Annotated in this window: 20 protein-coding genes, 1 tRNA gene and 1 pseudogene; 7 read left to right on the forward strand and 15 right to left on the reverse strand. The window is 68.9% G+C overall.

Going from position 1 to position 18,330, the window contains the following annotated elements; translation table 11 throughout:
- Nucleotides 1-5: 5 nt before the first annotated feature.
- From WFJ36_RS05985 to WFJ36_RS05995, 3 genes are read left to right on the forward strand one after another with little or no spacing between them, the layout of a single operon-like run.
- Nucleotides 6-677: a DedA family protein gene (locus WFJ36_RS05985; RefSeq protein ID WP_025104953.1), complete on the forward strand. Its 672-nt coding sequence runs from the start codon at nt 6-8 to the stop codon at nt 675-677.
- A gap of 4 nt (nt 678-681) precedes the next feature.
- Complete coding sequence (locus WFJ36_RS05990; RefSeq protein WP_336642883.1) at nt 682-1,707, forward strand: App1 family protein; 1,026 nt, start codon at nt 682-684, stop codon at nt 1,705-1,707.
- A 1-nt stretch (nt 1,708) separates the two neighbouring features.
- Nucleotides 1,709-2,572, forward strand: a complete 864-nt coding sequence (locus WFJ36_RS05995; protein WP_083391791.1) for a 3-methyladenine DNA glycosylase — start codon at nt 1,709-1,711, stop codon at nt 2,570-2,572.
- Nucleotides 2,573-2,574: 2 nt separating this feature from the next.
- Here WFJ36_RS05995 and WFJ36_RS06000 read toward each other — a convergent pair whose 3' ends face one another.
- The 5 genes from WFJ36_RS06000 to WFJ36_RS06020 all read right to left on the reverse strand — a co-directional run bounded on the left by WFJ36_RS06000 (nt 2,575) and on the right by WFJ36_RS06020 (nt 6,893).
- Complete coding sequence (locus WFJ36_RS06000; RefSeq protein WP_336642884.1) at nt 2,575-3,699, reverse strand: glycoside hydrolase family 3 N-terminal domain-containing protein; 1,125 nt, start codon at nt 3,697-3,699, stop codon at nt 2,575-2,577.
- Nucleotides 3,700-3,782: 83 nt separating this feature from the next.
- Nucleotides 3,783-4,439, reverse strand: coding sequence for an SDR family oxidoreductase (locus WFJ36_RS06005; protein WP_071329531.1), 657 nt, complete (start codon nt 4,437-4,439; stop codon nt 3,783-3,785).
- A gap of 28 nt (nt 4,440-4,467) precedes the next feature.
- Nucleotides 4,468-4,995, reverse strand: a complete 528-nt coding sequence (locus tag WFJ36_RS06010; protein WP_071329532.1) for a DUF3592 domain-containing protein — start codon at nt 4,993-4,995, stop codon at nt 4,468-4,470.
- Entirely contained in the window at nt 4,992-5,783 is a 792-nt protein-coding gene (locus tag WFJ36_RS06015; RefSeq protein WP_071329533.1) for a hypothetical protein, read from the reverse strand. Before WFJ36_RS06015 ends, WFJ36_RS06010 begins: the two co-directional genes overlap by 4 nt.
- 42 nt (nt 5,784-5,825) lie before the next feature.
- Nucleotides 5,826-6,893 carry a flavin-containing monooxygenase gene (locus tag WFJ36_RS06020; protein ID WP_336642885.1) on the reverse strand — a complete coding sequence of 356 codons (1,068 nt, stop codon included), beginning with the start codon at nt 6,891-6,893 and terminating at the stop codon, nt 5,826-5,828.
- A gap of 135 nt (nt 6,894-7,028) precedes the next feature.
- Between WFJ36_RS06020 and WFJ36_RS06025 the strand changes: the two genes are divergently transcribed.
- Nucleotides 7,029-7,101, forward strand: a tRNA-Ala gene (locus tag WFJ36_RS06025).
- Nucleotides 7,102-7,964: 863 nt separating this feature from the next.
- Entirely contained in the window at nt 7,965-8,444 is a 480-nt protein-coding gene (locus WFJ36_RS06030; protein ID WP_143049304.1) for a hypothetical protein, read from the forward strand.
- Nucleotides 8,445-8,521: 77 nt separating this feature from the next.
- On the opposite strand, the pseudogene WFJ36_RS06035 reads toward WFJ36_RS06030, so the two are convergent.
- Nucleotides 8,522-8,755: pseudogene (locus WFJ36_RS06035) on the reverse strand (IS21-like element helper ATPase IstB); the annotation flags it as partial.
- 631 nt (nt 8,756-9,386) lie between these two features.
- Between WFJ36_RS06035 and WFJ36_RS06040 the strand changes: the two are divergent.
- Complete coding sequence (locus tag WFJ36_RS06040; protein WP_071329536.1) at nt 9,387-10,070, forward strand: Crp/Fnr family transcriptional regulator; 684 nt, start codon at nt 9,387-9,389, stop codon at nt 10,068-10,070.
- A gap of 552 nt (nt 10,071-10,622) precedes the next feature.
- Nucleotides 10,623-11,195: a hypothetical protein gene (locus WFJ36_RS06045; protein WP_336642886.1), complete on the forward strand. Its 573-nt coding sequence runs from the start codon at nt 10,623-10,625 to the stop codon at nt 11,193-11,195.
- A gap of 137 nt (nt 11,196-11,332) precedes the next feature.
- Here WFJ36_RS06045 and WFJ36_RS06050 read toward each other — a convergent pair whose 3' ends face one another.
- The 9 genes from WFJ36_RS06050 to obgE all read right to left on the reverse strand — a co-directional run bounded on the left by WFJ36_RS06050 (nt 11,333) and on the right by obgE (nt 18,291).
- Nucleotides 11,333-11,617 carry a hypothetical protein gene (locus WFJ36_RS06050; RefSeq protein WP_060921687.1) on the reverse strand — a complete coding sequence of 95 codons (285 nt, stop codon included), beginning with the start codon at nt 11,615-11,617 and terminating at the stop codon, nt 11,333-11,335.
- Nucleotides 11,618-11,728: 111 nt separating this feature from the next.
- Nucleotides 11,729-12,418, reverse strand: a complete 690-nt coding sequence (locus tag WFJ36_RS06055) for an SDR family oxidoreductase (RefSeq protein WP_071329538.1) — start codon at nt 12,416-12,418, stop codon at nt 11,729-11,731.
- Between the two features lies 1 nt (nt 12,419).
- Nucleotides 12,420-12,800, reverse strand: a complete 381-nt coding sequence (gene rsfS, locus WFJ36_RS06060; RefSeq protein ID WP_071329539.1) for a ribosome silencing factor — start codon at nt 12,798-12,800, stop codon at nt 12,420-12,422.
- Nucleotides 12,800-13,852, reverse strand: a complete 1,053-nt coding sequence (locus WFJ36_RS06065) for a hypothetical protein (protein ID WP_336642887.1) — start codon at nt 13,850-13,852, stop codon at nt 12,800-12,802. Before WFJ36_RS06065 ends, rsfS begins: the two co-directional genes overlap by 1 nt.
- A complete protein-coding gene (gene nadD, locus WFJ36_RS06070) occupies nt 13,849-14,451 on the reverse strand; it encodes a nicotinate-nucleotide adenylyltransferase (RefSeq protein WP_082749995.1) in 603 nt (200 codons plus the stop codon). Before nadD ends, WFJ36_RS06065 begins: the two co-directional genes overlap by 4 nt.
- Before the next feature lie 6 nt (nt 14,452-14,457).
- Nucleotides 14,458-14,679, reverse strand: coding sequence for a hypothetical protein (locus tag WFJ36_RS06075; protein WP_136051932.1), 222 nt, complete (start codon nt 14,677-14,679; stop codon nt 14,458-14,460).
- 67 nt (nt 14,680-14,746) lie between these two features.
- Nucleotides 14,747-16,000 carry a glutamate-5-semialdehyde dehydrogenase gene (locus WFJ36_RS06080; protein WP_071329542.1) on the reverse strand — a complete coding sequence of 418 codons (1,254 nt, stop codon included), beginning with the start codon at nt 15,998-16,000 and terminating at the stop codon, nt 14,747-14,749.
- A 9-nt stretch (nt 16,001-16,009) separates the two neighbouring features.
- The gene (gene proB / locus WFJ36_RS06085; RefSeq protein ID WP_071329543.1) at nt 16,010-16,795 is read right to left on the reverse strand and encodes a glutamate 5-kinase; all 786 of its coding nucleotides are present in this window, start codon (nt 16,793-16,795) and stop codon (nt 16,010-16,012) included.
- Nucleotides 16,792-18,291, reverse strand: coding sequence for a GTPase ObgE (obgE, locus tag WFJ36_RS06090; protein WP_336642888.1), 1,500 nt, complete (start codon nt 18,289-18,291; stop codon nt 16,792-16,794). Before obgE ends, proB begins: the two co-directional genes overlap by 4 nt.
- Between the last annotated feature and the right edge of the window lie 39 nt (nt 18,292-18,330).

Genomic DNA, 18,330 nt, shown 5'->3' on the forward strand with positions numbered 1-18,330 from the left:
ATGGGGTGGACGACCTCCTGCTCTGGCTCCTCGACACCGTGCAGTCGATCGATCCGGTCACGCGCACGCTGGTCGCAGGTCTCGCCGTCATGCTAGAGACGAGCATCCTCATCGGCCTCATTGTCCCCGGCGACACGATCGTCATCATCGCCTCGATGGGCGTCGCCACCCCTCTGGAGGGCATCGCGATGGGTGTGGCCGTCGTCGTTGGCGCCCTCATCGGAGAGAGCATCGGCTTCTGGCTCGGCCGTTGGCTCGGCCCCTACATCCGTGCCTCCTGGCTCGGGCGGCGGATCGGGGAGCACAACTGGGTCCGCGCGGAGAACTACCTCGCGCGACGCGGCGGCATCGCCATCTTCCTCTCCCGCTTCCTCCCTGTCCTCCACTCCCTCGTCCCTCTCACGGTCGGGATGAGCGAGTACCCCTACCGGCGCTTCCTGGCCTGGACGACCCCGGCCTGCATCATCTGGGCCTCGGCCTACGTGAGCGTGACCTCACTGGCGGCCGGGAGCTTCCGTGAGCTCGTCGACCGCGTGCACTTCGCGGGCTACCTGTTCGTCGGGGTCATCGCCCTGTTCCTCGTGCTCGCCTACCTGGGCAAGCGGCTGCTGCACCGCCTGGAAGCTCGTCATCTGGAGGCCCCGGCGGCGGAGTCCGACGCCGACGTGAAAGACTGAGGCAATGGCCCCCGCACCCCCGGCGCCCAGGATCCACTGGTTCGCCCGTCTCGAGCACCGCCTGCACGTGTGGCGCGAGGGACGAGCGCGCCGCCGCGGCCGGAACGCCACCGTGCTGCCTTTCCCGGGCTACGGCGGCCCCGGGTGGGTCCGCGTGCTCGGTCGCGTCCTGATCGTCCCGCCGCAGCGCCCCGGTCGCGACGGGGAACCGGCGAGCATCCGCGGCTGGCGCAGCTTCGTCGGCATCCCCGTGGGCTTCGCCTCGGTCGACGTGCATGTCGGCGACAGCACGCATCGGGTGGTCGCCGACCGCGGCGGCGTCATCGACACCGTCATCCGCGCCGAGCTCGACCCCGGCTGGCAGACCTTCACGATCACTGTCGAGGGGCAGGAGCCCATCGAGGCCCGGGCCTTCGTCGTCGCGGAGGCCACCCGGTTCGGTGTCGTGTCGGACGTCGACGACACCGTCATGGTCACGGCGCTCCCCCGCCCTTTCCTCGCCTTCTGGAACTCGTTCGTCGTCGACGAGCACGCACGCATTCCTGTGCCCGGGATGGCGGTTCTGCTCGATCAGCTTCTCCGGCAGCACCCCGGCGCCCCCATGATCTATCTCTCCACCGGCGCCTGGAACGTCGCCCCCACCCTGTCGCGGTTCCTCGGTCGGCACCTCTTCCCCGCCGGCTCGCTGCTGCTGACCGACTGGGGTCCCACGCACGACCGCTGGTTCCGCAGCGGTCGCGAGCACAAGCTCACAAATCTCCGTCGGCTGGCCACCGAGTTCCCGGACGTCAAATGGCTGCTGATCGGCGACGACGGCCAGCATGACGAGGCCATCTACACGCAGTTCCAGGAAGAGTACCCGGATTCCGTCGCGGGTGTCGCGATCCGACGGCTGCTGCCCGCGGAGGCGGTGCTCGCCGGCGGTCGCGCCGAGATGGAATCCCATGACGCGGACGAGGCTCCGTGGGTGAGCGCAGAGGACGGCGCGGGCCTGCGCGACCAGCTCGGCGATGCGGGCATCCTGCGCTGACATGATCCTCAGGCGTGACGACTGGCTGCAGCGCGAGGACGCGCATCGGCAACGGGCCGACGCGCTGACGGCGGAGCACCGAGACCGTGTGGCGCGCAGCGAGAAGCACCCCGTGTGGGACTTCCTCTTCACCTACTACGGCTACAAGCCCGCACAGCTCCGGCGATGGCACCCGGGGGCGGGCGTGGAGTTGCAGGACGCATCCGAGCGAGTGACATGGCGCTGGTACTCCCCCGGGATCACACCCGGCGGCGCGATCCCCGACGCCCAGCGCTTCGCCGCCGAGAAGCCGGAGCTCGCTCGCCTCGTCTCGCTGATGCTGCGCCGCACCGGCTCCCGGCCCGGGCAGTTCGGCTGCTTCGGCCTGCACGAGTGGGCGATGGTCTACCGTGCCGCGGAGCATCGGCATGCCGTCCCCCTGCGGCTCGGGCAGGAGGGCACGGACGCGGTGGTCGAGGGCCACGATCTCCGCTGCACGCACTTCGACGCCTTCCGGTTCTTCACTCCGGAGGCGGCGCCTCGCAACCGCGCGGCACTGACGAGAGAGGATCAGCCGCTCCTCGAACAGCCCGGCTGTCTGCACGCCGGCATGGACCTGTACAAGTGGGCGATGAAACTCGGCCCGCTCATTCCCGGAGAACTGCTGCTGGACGCGTTCGAGCTGGCGCGCGACATCCGACTGCTCGACATGCAGGCGGCCCCGTACGATCTGTCGGCGTGGGACGTCGAACCGGTACGCATCGAGACGCCGGAGGGCAAGGCCGAGTACGTCCGGCGCCAGCGTGGTTTCGCAGACCGCGGCGCCGGCCTCCGCGCCGCCCTCCTCACCGCCTGGCTCGGCCCGGACGAGCGCGCCGCAGCCTGAGGTCAGCGGACGGCGCAGTCCCCGCAGACCGCCCACGACGACGACGCTGCGGCGAGCTGCAGCCGCAGGGCGAGCACTCGGGTCGCCGCGTCCTCCAGACGCTCGGCGGGGAGCGTCCCGGCGTCGACGGCCGCGGCGATCCCCGCGGCCATCTCGGTCGCGGTCTGCGCCGTGGACCCCGCGATCATGAGCACGAGGTCGTTGCCGGCTGCGACCGCGGCGACGCCGTTCGCGACGGGGTCGGCGTAGGCCGGATCCCCCGAGGACAGCAGCATGCCGAGGTCGTCCGTCACGGCCACGCCGTCGAACCCGAGCTCTTCCCGCGCGATGCGATGCCACTCGGCGGAGAGCGACGCCGGACGGGAGTCCACGGCGGTGTACGCGAGATGGCCGTACATGAGCAACGAGGCGCCGGCTTCGATGCCGGCGGCGAACGGGACGCCGTCCGCTTCGCGCCAGGCGGCCTTCGTCATGCTGGTGCTCGGGATCGCGTGATGGGAGTCGCCCGGTGCCGCTCCGTGCCCGGGGAAGTGCTTGAGCGTGGACGCGACGAAGTGCTCCTGGCCCTCCGTCGCGGCGGCGGTGCGAGCGGCGGCACCCTCCGGATCGGCGCCGAGGGCCCGGGCGAAGATGAACGAGCCGGGGTCCGCGGGGACGTCGGCGACGGTGCCGAAGTCGACAGTGATCCCGGCGCGGGCGACGAGCGCGCCGCGCGCGGCGAACGCGGCCTCCGTCTCGTCCACCGGGCGATTCTTCAGCATCGGCGACGCCGCGTACGTGTCCCACGGCAGTCTCGACACGATGCCGCCCTCCTGATCCACCGCGATCAGCGGCGGGAGCGCGGGATCGATCGCCAGTGCTGACGTCAGCGTGCGGAGTTCCGCTTCCGTGGCCGGGATGTTGCCGCCCATGAGGATGAACCCTCCGAGCCCCGACTTCATGTAGTCATGCAGCGCTGCCGGATCGGTCCCGCCGATGTGTCCCATCACGATGGATGACGCCTGATCCGCGGTGCGCATGTCCGCGACGAGGGCGGCGGCCTGCTCTCGGAACGCGTCCGGTTCTGCGGCCTGCACCGACACCGCCTCTGCAGCGGGCTCCGGGCTGGACTGTGCATCCGCCGACACGCAGGCACCTCCCGTGAGGGCAAGCAGGACGAGTGCAGCGCCGACGCCCCGCCGCACCCGTGACCGGCCCTGCTTCATCGCTCTCAGCGTGCGATCGCCTCGGCGATCGGAACCGAAGTCTCCTCATCGCCGTTGCCGAAGCGGATCGTGCGCCCGATCGTGCCCGGGTCCTCCAGGGTCGCGACGATGACTGCCGCGACGTCGGCGCGCGAGACCTCGCCGCGCCCCTCCGGATCGATGCGGATGCGTCCGGTCGGGTCGTCGAAGGTCAGCGTGCCGGGGCCGAGGATCGTCCCGTCGAGGCCGGAAGCGCGGAGGTGCTCGTCGGCAGCCCACTTCGCATCGGCGTATGGGAAGAAGGAGTCCTCTTCCGGGACTCCGTGGTCGGCCGTGGACCCGATCCACGACACCAGGACGTACCGCCGCACACCGGCGCGCTCGGCCGCGTCCATGGTCCGCTCCGCCGCGTCCCGGTCGACGGCGTAGGTGCGCTCGGGGCTCCCACCCCCGGCGCCCGCCGACCACACCACCGCGTCATGCCCGCGGATGATCTCGGTGAGGGCGTCGACGTCCATGGTCTCGATGTCGGCCACGAGCGCGATCGCGCCACCCTCCTCCACCTCGGACACGTGATCGGGGTTCCGGATCACCCCTGTGACCTCGTGACCGCGGGCGACGAGGAGCGGGGCGAGCAGCAGGGCGATGCGGCCGTGGCCGCCGAAGACGAGGATGCGCGACATGTCTTCACCCTACGCGCCCTCACCGACGTCAGTCCGGGATCTGCGAACTGTCGATGACGAAGGCCTGAGGGTGCGCGGGCAGGTACCGCACGACCACGGGCGCTCCGCTCGGGAGCCACGCGTCACGGTCCGGGTACACGGCCGGAGTGAAGAAGTCGCTCTCCAGCGTGTACTCGGTGCCATCCGCGGCCGTGAACGTCACCCAGTCGCCGTCCACCGTGCCGGTGGTGGGACGGCCGTTCTCGAAGATGTACGCGCGGGTCACCGGCACACCGGTCAGGCTCAGGATGCCGATGATGAGGGAGCCGAGCATCACGAAGGCCAGGACGCGGAAAAGCACGCGGACCGCGGCGCCGCCGATGCTGCCCCTGGATCGCGTGCCCGCCGGAACCAGACCCTCCCGCTCGCGTACCGCCCGCAGCGAGCCGCCGGCAGTCACGCCTCGCGCGGACATCGCGAACAGCCCGAGGATCGAGAACGCCGCGATGAAGACCATCGCATAGCCGTGCGCGGCGGGGAAGTTCACCAGCCACATCAGCGTGTCGAGGGGGTTCATCGTGCCGCCTCCTTCTCGATGGTGACGGCGACCGTGTGCGGATCCTCCCGCTGGTAGAACGCCCAGATCGGCGCTCCCACCTGCAGGCGCGACACGGCCTGCGGGTAGACGAACACGGTGGTGTCGGCCTCCCACGGCTCTGCTCCCTCGGGGGCAACGAGCACCGTCAGCGCGAGCTCGCTCTGCCCCTCACGGCGCCGCCCGGTCGGACGCACCCCCACCACGGACGCGGGCACCTGGATCCCCGTCGTGCGCGCGCGGACCTGGGACGGGTCGATGAGGCCGCGGTCGATGCGCCACTGCAGCATCGCCTCCCGGACGCTCGGGTCGCTGAGGTCGGCGAGCTCGACCGTGTCGGGGTCATCCACGTTGTAGCGGACGGGGACAGGCTGCCCGACCTGCAGGGCTCCGACGTCGCCGGCGTCGAGCAGCATGCGCAGCTGTCCGATGAAGTCGTCGCCGATGCTGGGGCTGACCCGGATGAAGAGGTCGTACTGCGGGACGTCGTTCACGGTGACGCCGGTGCGGGACATCTCGACGATGGTGCCGACACCGATCTGCGCCGGCCCGCGGAGCTTCTTGCGCCGTGCCAGACCCGACATCGATCCGCCGAAGGTGAGCAGCAGGCCCCAGGCGACGCCGATCACGATCGGTCCGCCCGGGCCGTCGTCGCTCGCGAAGGGGAGGATCGACTCGCGCTGGTTCACACCGAACAGGCCTTCCCCCACCCACACCACGAGCCACGCGGAGAGCAGCAGCCAGACGACGGTCAGGACGATGCGCAGCATGCCTCCCAGCGTATCCACAGGATGCGCCGGACGACGAAACGATCAGGACGAGACCGCGGCTCCCGTCATCGCGAGCGCGCGGACGACACCGGCCGCCGCGGCCCGCCCCGCCCGGTTCGCACCGATGGTGCTCGCAGACGGGCCGTACCCGACGAGCTGCACCCGGGGGTCGGCCACCGCCGTCGTACCGCGGCCGCCGCGGTCGAGCTGGATTCCGCCCGCGGCACTGCGCAGGTGGAGCGGGGCGAGGTGGCCGATGGCCGGCCGGAACCCCGTCGCCCACAGGATCACGTCCACCCGCTCGAACGATCCGTCGGCCCAGCGCACGCCGTCGGGCTCGATGCGCTGGAAGAGCGGTCGACGGTCGGCATAGGCCCCGAGGCGCTCCGCTTCGCGTTCTTGGGGGCGCAGCATAAGACCCGTGACACTGACCACGCTCTCCGGGGGCAGCCCGGCCGCCACCCGCTTCTCGACGAGCGCGACGGCGGCGGCACCGGCCTCCGGTGTGAAGTCGTCATCGCGCCAGACGGGCGGGCGTCGGGTGACCCACAGGGTCTCGGTGAGGGGAGCGAGGGCACCGAGGAACTGCACGGCGGATGCACCGCCGCCGACGACCAGCACCCGCTTGCCGAGGAAGTGCTCCGGACCCGGGTAGTCGACGGTGTGGAACTGCTCCCCGAGGAACGTCTCCATCCCCGGATAGTGCGGGAGGAAGGGTTGCGTCCAGGTGCCCGTCGCGTTGACGAGGGTGCGGGTGCGCCACTCCCCCTCGTCGGCCTCGACGACCAGGACGCCCCGGTCATCGTGGACCCGGCGGACGTGCACCGGCCGCAGCACCGGCAGATCATGGGCCTCCTCGTACGCGGCGAAGTACTCCGGTACCGCGATGTTGGCCCGACGCTCGTCCCGCGGCGGCGCGGTGTCGCCCGGGAGCTCGGCGACCCCGTGCACGTCGCGCATCGTGAGGGCATCCCACCGGTGCTGCCAGGCTCCCCCGGCCCGAGCATCGCCATCCAGGACGACGTGCTCGATCCCGCGGCGACGCAGGTGGAACGACGCAGACATCCCGGCCTGGCCGGCGCCGATCACGATGCTGTCGAGAGTGCTCACGATGGATCGAACGCCGTCGCTCCTCCGGATGTTCCTCGGGCCCCGACGCGCCCGGGTGGCCCGTCCCGATTGGTGCGGATGCGGATTCGTGTAGTAGTGTTTTCACGTTGCCTGGAGCACTCCGGAGCAGCGTCTGGGCCTGTGGCGCAGCTGGTAGCGCACCTGCATGGCATGCAGGGGGTCAGGGGTTCGAGTCCCCTCAGGTCCACGAAAAACCCCTGGTTATCCAGGGGTTTTCGTGTTTCTACGGAGCACCGTTTCGAGGCCGCTCACAACTTACTCACGTTTTTCGACGAGTTCCGACCATCTCGGACGAAAAGCAACGAGAGCCCACGTGCACACTAGGGCCGAGGCGCCGCGCATGTAGTGCGCATAACCGGCTGAGGGGCCTGGTCAGTTCCCAGGCCCCCGCGCCAACCTTGTTCCGAACTTGCAGATCGTGTTGTTCGGCCCCGTCCACGCACAGGGGACCAGGAAGTTGGATGCCACGCCCGACAAGGTCCCCGAGTACCTGTGCTCCTTGAGCTTGGTCGTCGCGACCGGTCTAGACAAGGCAATGGCCGTTGAGAAGCCCCCGCTGAGCCCGCTTGTCAGATCAGTGATCGAGAATTTCCCCTCAAAGCACGAGGCGCAGGATGCGATCCCATGCCAGCGGTATACGCCGTTGCTGACAGTGACCGAGGTCGATCCACCCGTGCCCGGGTACAACACCCGAGGGGAAGTGACGGCGCGGCCGCCGGTGTCTCCACGACGCAGGTCGGCCAGGTCTCCAGGCTCATCGGGCACGGTGCAATGGCAACGGCGCAAGCCACAACGCCCGCCTCATGACCACCACCACCCGAATGCCACGCGCCAGATGCAACTCGGTCCCCGCGCCGTCCGCGATGTAGTTTCAGCTGTCCCCCCTCCGGAGCGTCGGCGGGTTGGCGTGTCCGGGTGACTCGGTGCCAGATGCAGGAGTATGCCTGGGGATGCACTAGCCGTCGTTCCGTGATCTTGATCACTGAACCACAGCGCGGTTGCTGCCTACCGTGGCAGTCCGGAACGTCCGGAGAAAGCGGTACACACCTCATGAACAGAATCACCTCGCGTCTCCTCTCCACTGCTGCTGTGGGTCTTGTCGCGGCCTCGATCGTCGCCATCGCGCCCGCTGCGCAGGCTGTCGAGCCCTCGGGCGAACTCGTCGGCACCTGGGTCGAGCACGAAGTCACCGCCAAGATCGTCGATAACACGTTCAAGGTGCGCCCCGGCTCGAGCTATACGTTCGACATCGTCATCACCAACTCCGGGGCCGAGACGGAGACGGTCGATATCGACCAGCGCTTCATTACCCCCGGACGCGCCACAGTGACAGACCCGGGCTCCCTGGTCGAGGGGGCAAGCGGCCTGACCGGACAAGTCACGGTCGGCGCCGGTGAGACAGTCAGTGTGCCGGTGACCGTCAAGGCCTACAGCGGCATCGGTCATTTGGTCAACCACGTGCGTATCCAATCATCCGACAACACGAACTCGTGGCTCGCCTGGGATACGAACATCATCACCAACCTCTGATGACAACTGTGGTGGCGTCGCTCGCGGCGTCACCACAGCCGTCGAGCCGGAGCAGTGCAATGCAGCGACGTCGCCGATGTGGACCATCGATAGCGTTCGTCGACCTCGGCGAGGAGCAGCTCGGCGAGCAAGCCCCGGTAGGAGAGCTGCTCACGGTCGGCGTAGGAGAGGGCGTCGTTCATGACAGATCGCATCGTGGGCAGTCTGAGCCTGCGGCAGGCGGCGTCGACCGCGGCCGTCGAGGCTTCTTCAGTGAGTCCTCGCCGCCCGCGCAGCGTTGTCGGCGTCTGGGTGGTGAATGCAGGGGTCATGCGGTGTTTGCTCCTACATCGGTGGTGTCGACCGTGAGTTTCGCGGCGCGTTTTGGTTGCAGATGTTCGTAACGGTCCATTGGCGGCAACGGCCTCGTGTCTCGCGGAAGCCCGGCGATCACCGCGGCCGGGTCCATCAGCCGACGTTGCGAGAGGGAGACGACCTCCGGGAGCTTTTCCGCCGTCCCATGCGAGGCCGGCGCGGTTTCGCGGTATTGAGCGTCAGCGAGGCGGGCTTCTTGACGACGTCGGCGGGCGCACCTTCTACGTGGCGTCCACGATCCGTGCGGTGACCTCATGTCCTTGGAATGTTCCGACGAGCTCTCCACACATCTCCGCCGCACTTGCGGCTGGGGCGATAGCCAGGAGGGAGACCGCCGCGAGGGCTGCGGATGCGATGGGGAGGATGCGTGTCGAGAACTTGTTCAGTGTTGCTGCCGTTCTCCGATTGCATGGACTGCCACCGTACGCGGAGAACTATGGTCCGTTCAGTGACAGACGTCGCAGAGCGGCAGCAGTATTTCGGGTATCGCATCACAGTTCGTGACTTGTGTCGTCTCATCCGGTGAGCACACTCAGTCAAGTACACGCGCCACCGAGGGCTCCGCGGCGGCCGGTGAGGAACACCCCTTTGAGCCGAAGAGAGTTCGACTGCCTCCGAGACACCGATCTTTTTGTGGATCTCAGTGCTCAAGAGTTCGCGGCATTAGACGAGCAGTTGCTGCAGCGAGCGTTCAAGCCAGGCGAAACTGTTCTCGACCCAGTGCGTGAGCGGGATCTGTTGTTTGTGCTTCGGACCGGGCGGGTGCGCGTGTTCCGGACGAGCGGTCAAGGCAGGGAACTCACCGTGGCGATTCTGGGGCAAGGATCTGTGTTCGGGGAGATGCCCTTGTTGGGGCAACGCATGGGCGACAACGTCGTCGAGGCTCTTGATGACACAGAGGTCTGCGTCATCAACTCGCGGCACGTGAGGGAACTCCTCATCGCCGACCCTCGCATCGCATTTCGGCTCCTTTCTATTGTCAGCGAGCGCATCGGGTGGTTGGAAGCACGTCTCGCTGAGGTGACATTCAGTCCGGTGCCGTTGAGACTCGCCCAAACGATACTTACGGTTGGGGAGCGCCGACGGTGCGGAGGCCTGCTGGTCCGTATGACGCACGCACAGATCGCCAATCTCATAGGCGCGTCCAGAGAGAGCGTCAGCCGCGCACTCAGTCAGCTAACCGGGTTGGGATTAGTCATGCCCGGACGTGCCCGCTTGGTCGTCCCGAGCGCGACGAACCTGGCCGCGTATGCGCGGAGCCTAGAGGGATAGCGTCCCGACCCGGGGACTGTTCCCCGGGTCCGCCAACACAAGGCGGGGTGCCGAGCTGCCGGGCGGTCCCCGACGCAATGCCTGGTTGATGCCAACCGACGAGAACCGAACATGACCCGGCCGCGTCATATCGATGTGGTGGGTGGTCCCGTCCGTCATTAGCCGATCCCGTATCTGCGGATCGCATCGTCCCGACCCGCGCAAGCGACCGCGGTTCAAGCTGGTGAGGATCGTGCGCCCACCGACGCATCTTCTCAATGATGCGGTTTGCTTCGGCGAGAGCTTCCTTGCTGAAGTCGCCTTGGACTCGTTCGATCCGGAGCATCAGGTTCGTAGTGCGAAGGCTGCAGTGCCCGCGGCTACGTCATCGTGGCTCGTTTGCGGTGGCCGTGGTACGACGCCCCACGATCCCGCCTCGATCGTCCCATCCCGGCATGCTCGCTGCGAGCCATCGGCGCGACGCACATATTTTTGTATCCTGTCCAATAATCGGATTGCCTTTCGGCTCAGACCAGCTCGGGCCGTGTCCGATGACGAAAGGACGACAAGCAGATGAGACGCAGCGTGAAGATCGTGGTGACTCTGGCCCTGATCTCCCTGGGGTTCGCAGGACTCCCCGCCCCCGCCCAGGCGACAAGTGCATGGGAGGGCACCTGTCGAAGCACTCCTGCCGGGAACATGACGTACGCGTCGTCATACGTCCTCGGACCGTCCAGCGATATCGACGCGCGCAGCGTGCAGGAGATGCTGTCGTCCCGATTCGCGGAGATATTCCAAGGCGACGGATCGATCATCGCCGGCTCTCCCGCCGAGATGCCGCGGAACGGCGAGAGCATCGCTCTCCACATTGCGGGAATCGGTCGATTCGACGTCGTCCTCCGGGACCAGTGGTATCTGCCCCAACGCAACAACTTCGGATGGCGGTTCGAGTCCGCACCTGGCTCTGTCGACCCCGCACCCTCATCGACGGTGTTCGACTTCTTCGACCGCTACGACGGGGCTTTCGTCATGACCGTCAACGCGAGCATCTCTGGGCGCACCTGCGCCAGCCCGTACCTGGAAGCGGTGTTCGGAGCATGGCGGTCGGTCTCCGATCGCATCGCACGTGCGTCAGCCGCCTCCTGACCCTGCCCCGCGGACGGCGCCCGGATCGAGCGCGGACGCCGACCGCGCGGCTGTCGGCGGCGACGACGGCTGACCAACGCCGCGCGAAAGGGCACCGCCTCCTCACGGAGGGGTGCCCTTTCTCACGCGGAGCCGGCTCAGGTGGCCAGCAGGGGCGGGCGAGACGGGATCGCGATGGGTCGCGTGGCCCGGCTGGCACCCTGCATCCGCTCGACCTCCTCCAACACCTCGAACGCCGTGCCGTAGCGGATCGCCAGCGGAAGATCGCGTAGCCACGTGACCTCGACCTCGGTGTCGGCGAGCTCGTAGACGCAGGCGACGACATGGCGCGGGTCGTTCTGGGGATAGCGCAGGTCGTTGATCACCCACTCCGACGGCGTGATGCGGTGAAGCACGAAACGGGGATCAGGAACTTCTGACATCAGTCGGCCCTCCAGGACTCTCTGATGACGAGCCTCCGTTACCCCGCCAGGGAAGGGAAGGGCCTTGACACCCTCACGAGGAGGTGCAGGAGAATGGTGTGATCGACTCGCTCAGCCCTGGGGACGCACCGTGAGATCCGTGAGGTGCGCGTCCCGCGGGAGATCCAGCGCCGCGAGGATCGTCGTCGCCACGGCTTCCGGTGTGATGAACCGGGCCGCGTCGTACTCCTGACCTTCCTGCTGATGCACGCGCTCCTGCATGGGTGTCGCCGTGCGCCCGGGATAGACCGATGTCACCCGGAGGCCGTGCTCGGCCTCTTCCTGCCGGAGCGCGTCCGCGAGAGCTCGCAGGCCGTGCTTCGAAGCCGCGTAGGCCGACCACCCCGGGCTCGCCCGGAGCCCGGCGCCGGAGTTCACGAACACGACGTGCCCCCGCGAGACCCGGAGCACGGGCAGCAGAAGCCGGGTGAGCTCCGCCGGGGCGACGAGATTGACGGCGAGCTGCTGGTCCCAGAGCGCCGGGGTGAGCTCCCCCACCGTTCCGAGGTCGACGACCCCGGCCGCGTGCACCAGGGAATCGATGCGATCGGGCAGGCTCTGCTTCGAGAGCGCCCACGAGAGGCGTCCCGGCTGCGCGAGATCGCCGACCAGGGTCGAGACCCCGGGGAGCTGCTCGGCGATCTGTCGCGCTCGTCCCGCATCGCGCGCGAGCACCACGACGTCGTCGCCGCGCTCCACGAGCCGTCGGGCGAGGGCCGCGCCGATCCCCGAGCCCGCACCGGTCAGCAGGTGCGTGGCCATGTCAGGCGTTTTCGGCCGACGCCCCGGCGACCTCGATCGGGACGACCGGGCAGTCCTTCCACAGGCGCTCCAGGCCGTAGTAGACCCGCTCCTCCTGGTGGAAGACGTGGACGATGAGGTCGCCGAAGTCCAGCAGCACCCACCGCGCCTCGGCACGCCCCTCTCGGCGCACGCGCTTGTGTCCGGACTCGACGAGACGGTCCTCGATCTCGTCGGCGATGGCGGCGACGTTCCGCTCGCTGTTGCCGGTCACGAGGAGGAAGATGTCCACGAGCGGAAGCGGTTCGGAGACGTTCAGCGCGACGAGGTCCTCACCGCCCTTGGCCACGGCGGCTTCTGCGGCGATGCGCAGCATCTCTTCGGCGGTTTCGGGTGATTGCATCAGAAGACGTTTCCTGTGAAGGCGATGACCAGGGCCGTGCCCAGACCCAGCGCGAGGGCGCCCGCGACGATGGCGGCGATCAGCATGAGCCGGTTGCCCTTCTCGGGTGCCGGCGGACGGATCACCTCGCCGGCGGGCTTGATGGTGCTGACGGCGGAGCTCGCCGCGATCGGAGTGGGGGAAGACGCGGGCGGGAGCTCACCGTCGATGAGGACGGCGTCGACCTCTTTGCCGTCCGTCGTTCCGTGGGCGTGCCCCTGCGAGCCGAGTCCCTTCGGCAGCTCGTACGACCCCGTGACGAGGATCTCGCCGGTGGAGGCGACCGGACCGGAGAGAGACCCCTCGCCGGCCGACGGGGTGAAGATCAGCGCGTTCGGGGCCGAGTGCTGGGTGCCCCCCGAGTCGTTCGAGGTGAGCAGCTCGTCGAAGGAGGGGCGGAAGGGTGCCGGCTCGGCGGGCGCCTCATCCTGCAGCACACCCTGACCGAATGTCGGACTGACGGTCGGACGCTCCCCCTGGTCGACATCGCTCTCGGGGTCCTCATCCAGGAGGTCCTCCCCCTCGGCGGCGTCCTCCTGGCTGACGCCGAGTGCGACGGCGGGATCCTCCGGCTCGGGCTCCGGGGTCTGCGCGTACTCGTCGGCGAGGGGCACCTCTCCGACCGTGTCGGCGGCCTCCGCCGCGCTGACGGGCTCCGCGGCGACCTCGTCATCCATGTCGTCGTCGCCGGAGGCGTCGGACTGCACCGCCGGCTCTTCCACCGGCCGCTGCTCCGGCGCGCCGACGGCGGGAACCGGGACTGTCTTGATCTTCTCCTGCTCCCGTGCCTGACGCCGGGTGAGCGGCGCGGCCTCAGGATCGACAGGAGTGCCGGCGACCGGGGCGGGCGGGATGACCACGGGCTCGGCAGCGCGGGGCAACGGCTGGGCAGGAGGAGCGGACTCCGCGGCGGCCTTCGCCTCTTCCTCGCTGATGATCGGGGTGGATCCCGTCAACCGGATCTCCCGCAGCTGCTTCCGCGTCAGCGGACCTCGCTGATCCGATGTGCTCATGCCTTGCTCCGATACAGATGATGCTTCGCGATGTACTGGACGACCCCGTCGGGGACGAGGTACCAGACCGGTTGATCGTCGCGGACGCGGTCGCGACAGTCCGTCGACGATATGGACAGCGCCGGCACCTCGAGCTGGCTGACGTCGTCGCTCGGGAGGCCGTCGATGCTCAGAACGTGTCCTGGGCGGGAGACCGCGACGAAGTGGGCCAGTTCCCACAATTCATCATGGTCTCTCCAACTGAGAATTTGCGCCACGGCGTCCGCCCCGCTGATGAAGAACAGCTCGGCGTCCGGGCGCTGCTCCTTGAGGTCGCGGAGCGTGTCGATCGTGTACGTCGGACCCGCGCGGTCGATGTCCACGCGGCTCACCGTGAACTGCGGGTTGGAGGCCGTCGCGATGACTGTCATCAGATAGCGATGCTCACTCGGCGTGACGTCGGCCTTCTGCCAGGGACGACCCGTCGGGACGAACACCACCTCGTCGAGATCGAACGAGTGCGCGACCTCGCTGGCGGCGACCAGATGGCCGTGATGGATCGGATCGAAGGTCCCGCCCATCACGCCGATGCGCGGTGCGCGCGTGGTCGCGGTGCTCATGAGGGCCTAGTGGCCGTGTCCCGCCTCGTGGTCCTTGCCGTGCTTCGCCGCCCAGGCCTCCGCCTTCGCCGAGTGGCGGTTCGCGACGTTCTTGTACGACAGCGTCACGAGACCGAGAGCGGCGAACACGATCGCGGCGATGACTCCGAAGATCACCGTGTCGAGAGCCACGTTGCCGTGGTGCTCGGTCTCTGCGGCGGCCATCGCGATCTGTGCGACGAGGTTCATCCTGACTCCGTTCGTGGCGTGCTGTCTCGGGGGTCCTGTGGGGATACAGCGTCCCCCAGTCTAGCCCTCACCCGCGGGTCTGACCTGCCCCACGCGCGAGCCATTTCGTACTGGTCAGCTCGGAGAGCCCCATCGGACCCCGCGCATGCAGCTTCTGCGTCGAGATGCCCACCTCGGCACCGAAGCCGAACTCGGCCCCGTCCGTGAACCGTGTGGAGGCGTTCACCATCACCACGGCGGAGTCCACCTCGGCCAGGAACCGCTCTGCGCTGCGGGAGTCGGTGGTGACGATGGACTCCGTGTGCCCCGTGCTGTAGCGCCGGATGTGGTCCAGGGCGTCGTCGAGGCTGTCGACGACCTTCATCGCGACGTCCAGGCTCAGGTACTCGGTCGCCCAGTCCTCGTCGGTCGCCGGGATGATGTTGGCCACGAGTCCTGCGACCACGTCGTCGCCGTGGATCGCCACTCCCTCACTCATGAGGGCGCTCGCGACGAGCGGGATCAGCCGCGGTGCGGCCTGCCGGTGCACGAGAACGGTCTCGACCGCGTTGCACACGCTCGGGCGCTGCACCTTGGCATTCACGACGATGTCGGACGCCCAGTCGTCCGGGGCGCTCTCGTCGAGCAGGATGTGCACGTTCCCCGCGCCCGTCTCGATGACAGGCACCGTCGACTCCGTCACCACCGTCTCGATGAGGCCGGCGCTGCCGCGCGGCACGAGGACGTCGATGAGGCCGCGACCGTGCATGAGCGCCTTCGCCCCGTCCCGCCCGAAGTCGTCCACGGTCTGGATCGCCTCGGGCGTCACCCCGGCCTCGCCGAGGGCGGAGCGCATGACGTCGACGAGGACGGTGTTGGAGTGGAGTGCCGCGCTGCCTCCGCGCAGGACGACCGCGTTGCCCGAGCGCAGGGCGAGGGCGGCGATGTCGACGGTGACGTTGGGTCGCGCCTCATAGATCGCCCCGACCACGCCGAACGGCACGCGCACCTGTTCGAGAGCCACGCCGTTCGGCATCCGGTGCCCGCCGACGACGCGACCCACCGGGTCGGGCAGCGCCGCCACATCGCGGACGGCTGCTGCGAGGGCGGAGACCCTCTTCTCGTCCAGACGGAGGCGGTCGACGAGAGACTCGCCGATGCCGTCCTCACGACCCCGCTCGACGTCCTGCTGGTTCGCCTCGATGATCCGGGCGGCATTAGCCTCGAGGGCGACGGCGATGGCTTCGAGTGCCCTCGCCTTGTCATCGCTCGTGAGGGCGGCGGTCGCCCGCGAGGCCTCCTTGGCCCGCTCCAGGCGCGTCTGAGGGGTGAGGTCGGTCATCCGCCCAGTCTAGGAGGTGGCGGGCTCGAACCAGGTCCCGATGTCGGCGCCCGCCAGGGCCTGGGAGACGAGGTCAGCGCTGGTGACCAGGACCCCGATACCCGAGGCCGCCGCGAGTCGGGCGGCGGAGACCTTCGTGGCCGCTCCCCCGGTGCCGACGCTGTTGACGACCGTGGCGCCGAACTCCAGCCCGGAGAGGTCCGCGTCCGGAGCGATGACGTCGAGGGGCTCGGCGCCGGGGTCGCTCGGCGGCCGCGTGTACAGCGACTCGATGTCGCTGAGGAGGATGAGGGCGTCGGCCTCGATGAGCTGCGCGACGAGGGCGCCCAGCCGGTCGTTGTCGCCAAACCGGATCTCCTGCGTGGCGACCGTGTCGTTCTCGTTCACGATCGGAAGGGTTCGCAGACCCAGAAGGCGCTCCATGGCCCGCCGCGCGTTCGAGCGCGACGTCGGGTTCTCGAGGTCTCCGGTGGTGAGCAGCACCTGACCGGCGACGATGTCGAAGGGGCGCAGCGCTTCCTGGTAGCGGTAGACGAGGATGTTCTGGCCGACCGCCGCCGCGGCCTGCTGCGTGGCGAGGTCGGTGGGTCGCGCGTCCAGATGGAGGAACGGGATACCGGAGGCGATCGCTCCCGACGACACGAGCACGACCTCTGCTCCGCGGGCGTGTGCCTCCGCCAGGGCTTCGACGATCACCGGGATGCGCCAGGAGGACTCGCCGCTGATGGACGACGAGCCCACCTTCACGACGATCCGCGTCGCCGTCGCGAGATCGGCGCGCGTGCGTGCGGTCACGCCTCGTCCTCGCGGTACGTGGCGAGCCGCTCCGCCTCCAGCTCGGCGCGCGCCTGCGCCTTCGCGTCCATGCGCTCGTAGTACTGCTCACGACGCTCGGATGTGGTCCGGCGCGCGTTCGGCGCCAGACGCGGGTCGGTACCTCGGGGCGCCGTCATGAGCTCGGCGGCGGAGCTCATCGTCGGCTCCCAGTCGAAGACGATGCTGTCACCCTCGCCGATCACGACGGTCGAGCCCTGCACGGCGCCGAGACGGAAGAGCTCGTCCTCGACGCCGAGCTTCTCCAGACGGTCGGCGAGGTAGCCCACGGCCTCCTCGTTCTGGAAGTCGGTCTGCTGCACCCAGCGCACCGGCTTCTCGCCGAGGATGCGGTAGATGTTGCCGTACGTGCCACCCTCGACGCGGATGGTGAACGGCTTCACGGAGCCCTTCGGGCGGATGACGACGCGCTCGCGCGGCGCCTCGACCGCCGTCTCCTTGCGGTGCTGCTCGACCAGCTCGCCGAGAGCGAGCGTGAGGGGGCGCAGCCCCTCGTGCGAGACGGTGGAGATCTCGAACACCCGGAATCCGCGAGCCTCCAGATCCGGCCGCACGAGATCGGCGAGGTCACGCGCCTCCGGCACGTCGACCTTGTTCAACGCCACGAACTGGGGACGCTCCAGCAGAGGCGTCTGCCCCTCCGGCACTTCGTACGCGGCCAGCTCGGCGAGGATGACGTCGAGGTCGGAGATGGGGTCGCGGTTCGGCTCCAGCGTCGCGCAGTCGAGCACGTGCAGGAGGGCGGAGCAGCGCTCCACATGGCGCAGGAACTCGAGTCCGAGCCCGCGACCCTCGCTCGCGCCCTCGATGAGGCCGGGCACATCCGCGACGGTGTAGCGGAAGTCCTCCACCTGGACCACGCCGAGGTTCGGGTGCAGCGTCGTGAAGGGGTAGTCGGCGATCTTGGGCCGCGCAGCCGAGACCGCACCGATGAGGCTCGACTTGCCCGCGGACGGGTAGCCGACGAGTGCCACGTCGGCGACGGTCTTGAGTTCGAGGACGACGTCGCCCTCGAATCCCGGGGTGCCGAGCAGGGCGAAACCCGGAGCCTTGCGCTTGGGGGTCGCCAGGGCGGCGTTGCCCAGGCCTCCCTGACCGCCCGCGGCCACGACGAAGCGCTCACCGGGCTCGATCATGTCGATCAGGACATCGCCGTTCGGGTTCTTGACCACGGTGCCGACCGGGACGGGAAGCTCCAGCGTCTCGCCGTCGAAGCCGGAGCGGTGGTCGCCCATGCCCGGTCCGCCGTTGCCCGACGAGCGGTGCGGCGAGTGGTGGTACGACAGCAGCGTGCCGGTCTGCGTGTCGGCGACGAGGACGATGTCGCCGCCGTCGCCCCCGTTCCCGCCGTCCGGGCCGCCGAGGGGCTTGAACTTCTCCCGGTGCACGGAGACGCAGCCGTTGCCGCCCTTGCCTGCACGCAGGTGCAGTGTGACGGTGTCGACGAACGTGACCATGTGGGAGTCCTTCGGTTGCTCAGGGTGCCTGACGGCAGA

The sequence above is a fragment of the Microbacterium sp. MMO-113 genome, from assembly GCF_037148555.1.
Lineage (GTDB): Bacteria > Actinomycetota > Actinomycetes > Actinomycetales > Microbacteriaceae > Microbacterium.